The sequence below is a fragment of the Bacillus norwichensis genome (genome assembly GCF_014836955.1).
In the GTDB taxonomy this organism is placed as follows: Bacteria; Bacillota; Bacilli; order Bacillales; family Bacillaceae_C; genus Siminovitchia; species Siminovitchia norwichensis.
The window spans coordinates 1-6,098 of the sequence record NZ_JACSPV010000078.1; the positions used below are offsets into that span (position 1 = coordinate 1).

The window sequence follows — 6,098 nt, forward strand, 5'->3', positions numbered from 1 at the left end:
GTTGTCTAAACTGATAAACTTTGAATCTTTTTAGTATTTTGAATTGATATTTTTAATTAATGCAACGCTAGTGATATACCATAAAAAACCCCATTATAACTAGGTTTGGTAGCCTTGTCCAAATCGCTAACTAAAAAACTAGCTCACATTTGTGGGCTAGTTTTTTATGTGGAAATAACGAAATGTACATAAAATGTACAGTTGAAATGCAGATAATATTGTTTTGTAAAAAAAATCTGAAAGGAAGGGGGCTTGGCTTCACCATTTATCAGGGGGACTTTTCCATTTTGTTTGCGATTGAGGTTAAAGAACTTAAGAGGAACATAGGAAAGAGCGCTCTGGTAAATAGTTTATTTAGTGGTTTACAAGAGAGATATAAATTAAAAATGGAGGGAATTTGTATGATGAAATTGTTTTGGACAAAGATGTTTGATTATCGTGGGAAGATGAATAGGAAAGATTTTTGGTTAGGTAATATTGTGAATGCCATTTTGATTTTAGTGCTTTTTTATACCGGTTCCTATTTGTTAGGCTTTGTTGGTGGATACAGTGGCGCAGAAGAGGCCACATTTGAAGCCTTTTCGCTCCTTCTCTTTCTTTTGTTATTCGTTGTGTACTTTTTGGCTTATTTAAGTGCGGGTGTACGTCGATTAAGAGACGCCGGTTTTCATCCGACATGGATACTTGCCACATTTGTGCCTATTTTAAGTATCGTGTTAATTGTATTTTTCTGTTTGCCAACGAAAGAACAGTAAAAGAAAATATAAAAGGAAGTTATCAATAAAATGAATTCATATAAACAACGTTATTTTTTTAATGGGCTTGTTTGTATTTTATCGGTACTATGGTTTAGTGGGTTTCTTTTTCCACCATCTGTTTTTGCTGCAGGGGCGCCGATGGTGATTGACGATCAATCGACGTTACCAAATGGGTTCGAGACAGAAGTGAAAGGTACCGTTCAATCAGTTAATGATCTAAGTAATGGAAACCTAAATGTGAAGCTATTAACAAAATCTGAAACAGACCCTAGTGAAGTGGCGCCATTTCTATTAGATGGTCCCATAGAAGTGGGTCCGGATTCAACTTTTACAGTATTGAAGGGGAGCCCAAGCACACAGGTGCCTACTAGATTTAAATTTCAAGTTCAAGAAGATGATGAGGTTTTTCCAGAAGTACTGATTTCAAATGTCGCTAAAACGAAAGCGGGGCAGCGTCTTGATGTGGTGGTTTCCGTAACGGGGGTACATCATACGGAAGAAAACGAGAGTTTTTTTAACATCGGTATAGGAAGCGCTGGGGCGATCTATCTTGGTATTGCGAATGTGGGCGGTGTTAATGTTTCTTATCAGTTTTTAGATAGTCTAACACGCCAACCCGTCGATATTTTGATGTTTCCAACAATTAGTGATATTGATTACACACAACGCTTTGGATTGAATGCGAAACCTCTTGGATATGGTTCTAATTTAAAATATATAGGAAATGGTAAGTTTGAATCTGATGGTACGCCAACCAATGGGTTTAATGATTTCCCACTCGGCGGGGCTTTGTATCAATTCTATGGGAATAACATAATAAGTAGCTATGATTCTACTTCTAATGGAGTGCCTGACAAAAAATCTAATGGTTTTGAAATTTTTGGTGCTTATGGAACTATTAATAATATCGAATTAGTGAAACCAGATTTTGGAGAGGTGGAAATTCCAAAAGCTAGTTGGGAGGTGGATGAATCTACCTATCAACCGGGGCAAAAGGTGCAAGCGGCATTCGTTCAACCAATTAATGCTTTAGATGTGAATATCAATCATCGTTATGCGAATTGGGATACGACTTTCACATTATCACAAGAGATCATAAATCCAACGGTGGAGCTTGTAGATGAAAAGGGGCAAGTATTGCCTGCTGCAGTCGAAGACTTAGGGAATGGGCAATACCTCGTTTCAGTTACACAAGACACGATGAAACAACTGGCATTTGCGGGTGAAACCTACCGGTTTATCATCGAAGGCACCTTGGATCCAAAATTGATAGATGGTTCATCGTTTACATATCAAGCACATACGAATATTGACGAACAAGAGAATGACACGACTTATACAACAAAATCGATTGCGCATAAAGTGAGTGTGAAAGTCAAATACTTGCGTCAGGACTCGACAGATTCTGTTTCTCCTACTAAGGTATTTGCGTTTGGGTATGGGAAAGCGTGGGAAGTAAATCCTATTGAAGCACCCGATGGGTATTATTTTGATAGTGCTTCCACAAAAGACGAACTATCTGGTGAAAAGGCAGATTTTTTGGAGAAAACGGTTGTGTGTTATTATGCGCCTGTTGAGAAGCAGATCTATGTGAATTATCTTGATGAAAGCGGGAACAAGCTCGCAAGCAGCACCTTAACAGCGAATTATCAAGATGCTTACACTACTACGGCAAAAGACTTAGATGATGAGTATAGCTTAATGATGGATCGTCTTCCCGATAACGCTTATGGCATTGTTGGCAATACAGATATTACGGTCAATTATTATTATCGTCAAACACGCGGGTATTGGCTTGATCTTGGATATGACAGCCGAGGGATTACCCGTGTAGATTATCACGGACATATTCGCTCTAATACAATGAATTATGCCGATGGACAAATTCTAACGCTTATTAATCAAGAGAATGGAATTTTACTCTACCAGGATACTGTCGATGATGGTGCGGTGTCAGAGAAAAGCCTGCAAGCGGGCGAAAGTCATACTATTTCTGTCACGAAAGACGATACCATGACGGTCGAAGTTAGTGGGAAAGGTCATGCCCTTATCACACGTAAAACTCCAGAATACACCATGACGACCCAGATTCAACAAGGGAATTTTGACAATACGACGCATATTTATGCGGGGAACCAAGTTATTGAAGAACAACAGTATAAAGCCAATGGAGTGACAGGTATCCTTCTTCATCAAGCCATTAAACAGTGGATCGATGGCAAATACCAAGTCGTGGCACAGAAAGTGGTGGATGAAGAAAAAGCGTTGACTACTAATACAGCTAGTATAGACGCTCCTGCGACAGAATACCTGACTTTGTTAGATGGCGCCGAGGAAACGCAAGAAACCGAAGAACCAAGAGAAACAACAGCGAAGGTGACTTCAAAGCCCAAAAATCTATGGCGGGATTTGTTTTCCATCCCTATCGCTCATGCTGAAGAAGAACCGAACGTTACAGAGAATTCATCAGAGAATCTATCCGAAGATATAGATCAAGAAGATGTTATGGCGGAAAACGATGCGACCTTTTCAACAACCATCCTTGGTTCAGCGAGTCTTCCTCCGAACGAAACGGCGGTTTTTGAGGAACAGGATTCTGCGGGAGATTTAGAAGATGAAACTCATATCTATCAAGGTCTACTCAATGAATATGATGTTTCGGTATATGAAGATACAAATCTTCTTCAACAAGCTCGTATTCCAGAAGATGATATGTTAATGGTAGAACTTCCTGCGGCAGAAGAACGAGAAGAGCCTGTGACTTTAGCAGTTCAGCCACAAGCTGAAAACTTACAAACCGGACAAAAGAAAAAAGATGGGGAAATTGTGCCGATTCAAGATGGGAAACTCCCGGCTTTAGGTGAACGATCTTCTGTTCTTTATGTGGGAATTGGCTTGCTTTGCTTGGGCAGTGCACTGTTTTTCTTCATAAGAAGACGGAAGCAACGCCAAGGAGGAAAGCCGAATGCGTAAGCGATTAGCGGTATTCCTGCATGTTCTTGTCATTATCGCTTTATGTCTGAGTCTTGTGGAGACCCCTTCTGCCGAAGCAAAATCGAAAAAGTCACGCAGTAAAAGTGCCGGAACAGTGCAGACTTATGGCTATAAGACGAAGAAAGCAAAAAGTAAGCTGTCGGCGAAAAAATCGAGTCAAAAGAGCGGAAAGAAATTTTCGAAGGCGAAGAAAGCCAAGCAGAAAGCAAAGGTGTCAAAGGCAAAACCGAAAAAGAAATCTTCGAAGGCGAAGAAGAAATCAAACGTAAAACCGAAAAAGAAAACCTCGCCGAAAGCGAAGAAAAAAAGCACCAAGAAAAAGAAGGCATCATCGAAGAAATCCATCAAGGGTAAGTCAAAAGGAGCGGAAAAAAAGAAAAAGAGCAGTTTGAAGGCAAAAGAGAAAAAGAAATCTTCGAAGAAGAAATCAAAAGCTAAGCCGAAAAAGAAAGCCTCGCCGAAAGCGAAGAAGAAAAGCACCAAGAAAAAGAAGGCATCATCGAAGAAATCCGCCAAGAGCAAGTCAAAAGGGTCAGAAAAAAAGAAAAAGAGCAGTTCGAAGGCAAAAGAGAAAAAGAAATCTTCGAAGAAGAAGAAATCAAACGCTAAGCCGAAAAAGAAAGCCTCGTCGAAAGCGAAGAAGAAAGGCACCAAGAAAAAGAAGGCATCATCAAAGAAATCCACTGTGAAAAAGAACAGTGCGAAGAAAGAGAAAAAAAGTAAGAAAGCAACAAGTAAAGGGAAGAAAAAAGGGGCCAAGAAAAAGAAAGATTCAAAGTGGAAAAAAGGTGCGGTAGCAGTTGGCGATTTTGTTGGTGTGAACGATCTTTACACCGTGGCAACGGGAAAGGATATTGCGACAGGGAAAAAAGCTTCTCGAGCAAAAGCAGCAGGTTGGTTTGCGGTCGGATTGACGCCTGTTGGAAAAGTGGCAAAGGTTGCCAAAGGAGTAAAAGCAGTTTCGAAAGCGACAAAAAACGGGACGAAAGCTGGAAAAGCGGTCAAATCAAAGGTTTCAAAGGCAAAGCCGAAAAAGAAATCTACGAAGAAGTCCAAGAAAAAAGCCAAAAGCAGTTCCAAAAAAAGCACTTCTAAAAAGAGCGCAGCGAAGAAAACAACGAGCAAGAAAACCGCTAAGAAAGCCAAAGCGAAGACAGCAGCCAAGAAGACTTTCAGTCCGGTTAAAGCAGGAAACAAAGCAGGAAAACAAGTTAGGCCGACTCTATTAAAATTATTTGCAAGCAAACAAGATAAGATGCTAAGATTGGATTTACAATTTTTTGCAAGCAGCCAAAAGAAAACAACAAAGAAGGCCAAAGCGAAGACAACAGCCAAGAAAACTGCCAGTCCAGTTAGAGCTGGAAAACAAGCTAAGGGTATAGATAATGTTATTAGTAATGGTAGAGTTACAGTTAACTCAATAAAATCTAACCCTAGTGTATTTAGTGGAAAGAATGCGGATGAAATTGCTGGAATTTTAAAGAGTCAAGGTTATGATGTTACTGTAAAAGCCTCTACTAAATCAAGGTCTGGTGCACAAATAATTAAAATTAATAATCCAGGAAACGGTAGAAATATAACACAATTACAAGTATCACCTGGTGGAGGCAGACATGGGGATAATCCTTATATAAAAATTAGTACAAGTGACCAAGGTATAATTAAAATTGTAGATGGAACAAAGAACACTTATAAAACTGATGGAAAAGAAAATGCTACTATTATTTTTACTGGGAAGTGATATATTTGATTGATTTACAGGCACCTATCGTCCCTTGGGAAGGAATGGGCGGAATAAAACTAAATAGCCACATCAATGAGTTTTATTCAATGATAGAACAATATGGTAAACAACCGAAACTATTAGGGAAATATTTGATAAGATATGAAATAGATAACTCATTAGATTTATGGTTTAATTTATTAAATGGTAAGTTATTTAAAATAACTGCTACAAGTAACTATTATGGTACTTTATTTAATAAAATTAGGGTAGGAATGCACATTGATGATGTTATAAAGCTAGAACCAAGTTTTGTTTATGATGATTTTGAAGAAGTGTATTGTAGTTCTAAAGGAGTTTACCTTGAAACAGACCCCGTTGAACAAACAGTTTTATGGATATCAGTATATATCAAAGAAATAGATAATCCAGATTTTGAGAGAGGAAATTGGTAGGAACACCTTTGAAACCTTGATTGGCTAAACGCCTTTCAAGGTTTTCTTTTTGGGTGGGGCTACCCAGTGACGAATAGTTCATTTTTTAGGGAGTGTAAACTAAACCGTGTAAGTAAGTGTGTTTATCCCCAAAAGTTAAAGTTTTTATTATGCAGCTGATTGGCTGGA

Annotated in this window: 4 protein-coding genes; all 4 read left to right on the plus strand. The window is 38.8% G+C overall.

What is annotated here, in order from left to right:
- Positions 1-287 precede the first annotated feature (287 nt).
- Genes H9631_RS21770 through H9631_RS21785 form a run of 4 tightly spaced genes read left to right on the plus strand, consistent with a single transcriptional unit; the run spans position 288 to position 5,930 of the window.
- Entirely contained in the window at positions 288-755 is a 468-nt protein-coding gene (locus H9631_RS21770) for a DUF805 domain-containing protein (RefSeq protein ID WP_191816500.1), read from the plus strand.
- A 30-nt stretch (positions 756-785) separates the two neighbouring features.
- On the plus strand, positions 786-3,731 hold the full coding sequence (locus H9631_RS21775) for a MucBP domain-containing protein (RefSeq protein ID WP_191816502.1): 2,946 nt from the start codon (positions 786-788) through the stop codon (positions 3,729-3,731).
- Positions 3,724-5,493, plus strand: coding sequence for a pre-toxin TG domain-containing protein (locus tag H9631_RS21780; RefSeq protein ID WP_191816504.1), 1,770 nt, complete (start codon positions 3,724-3,726; stop codon positions 5,491-5,493). The genes H9631_RS21775 and H9631_RS21780 overlap by 8 nt, the downstream gene beginning before the upstream one ends.
- A complete protein-coding gene (locus H9631_RS21785; protein WP_318246852.1) occupies positions 5,490-5,930 on the plus strand; it encodes a hypothetical protein in 441 nt (146 codons plus the stop codon). The genes H9631_RS21780 and H9631_RS21785 overlap by 4 nt, the downstream gene beginning before the upstream one ends.
- Positions 5,931-6,098: the final 168 nt, after the last annotated feature.

Coding starts and splice junctions, on each gene's coding strand:
- H9631_RS21780 (WP_191816504.1), top strand. CDS start 3,724: ATGCGTAAGCGATTAGCGGTATTCCTGCATGTTCTTGTCATTATCGCT.
- H9631_RS21775 (WP_191816502.1), top strand. CDS start 786: ATGAATTCATATAAACAACGTTATTTTTTTAATGGGCTTGTTTGTATT.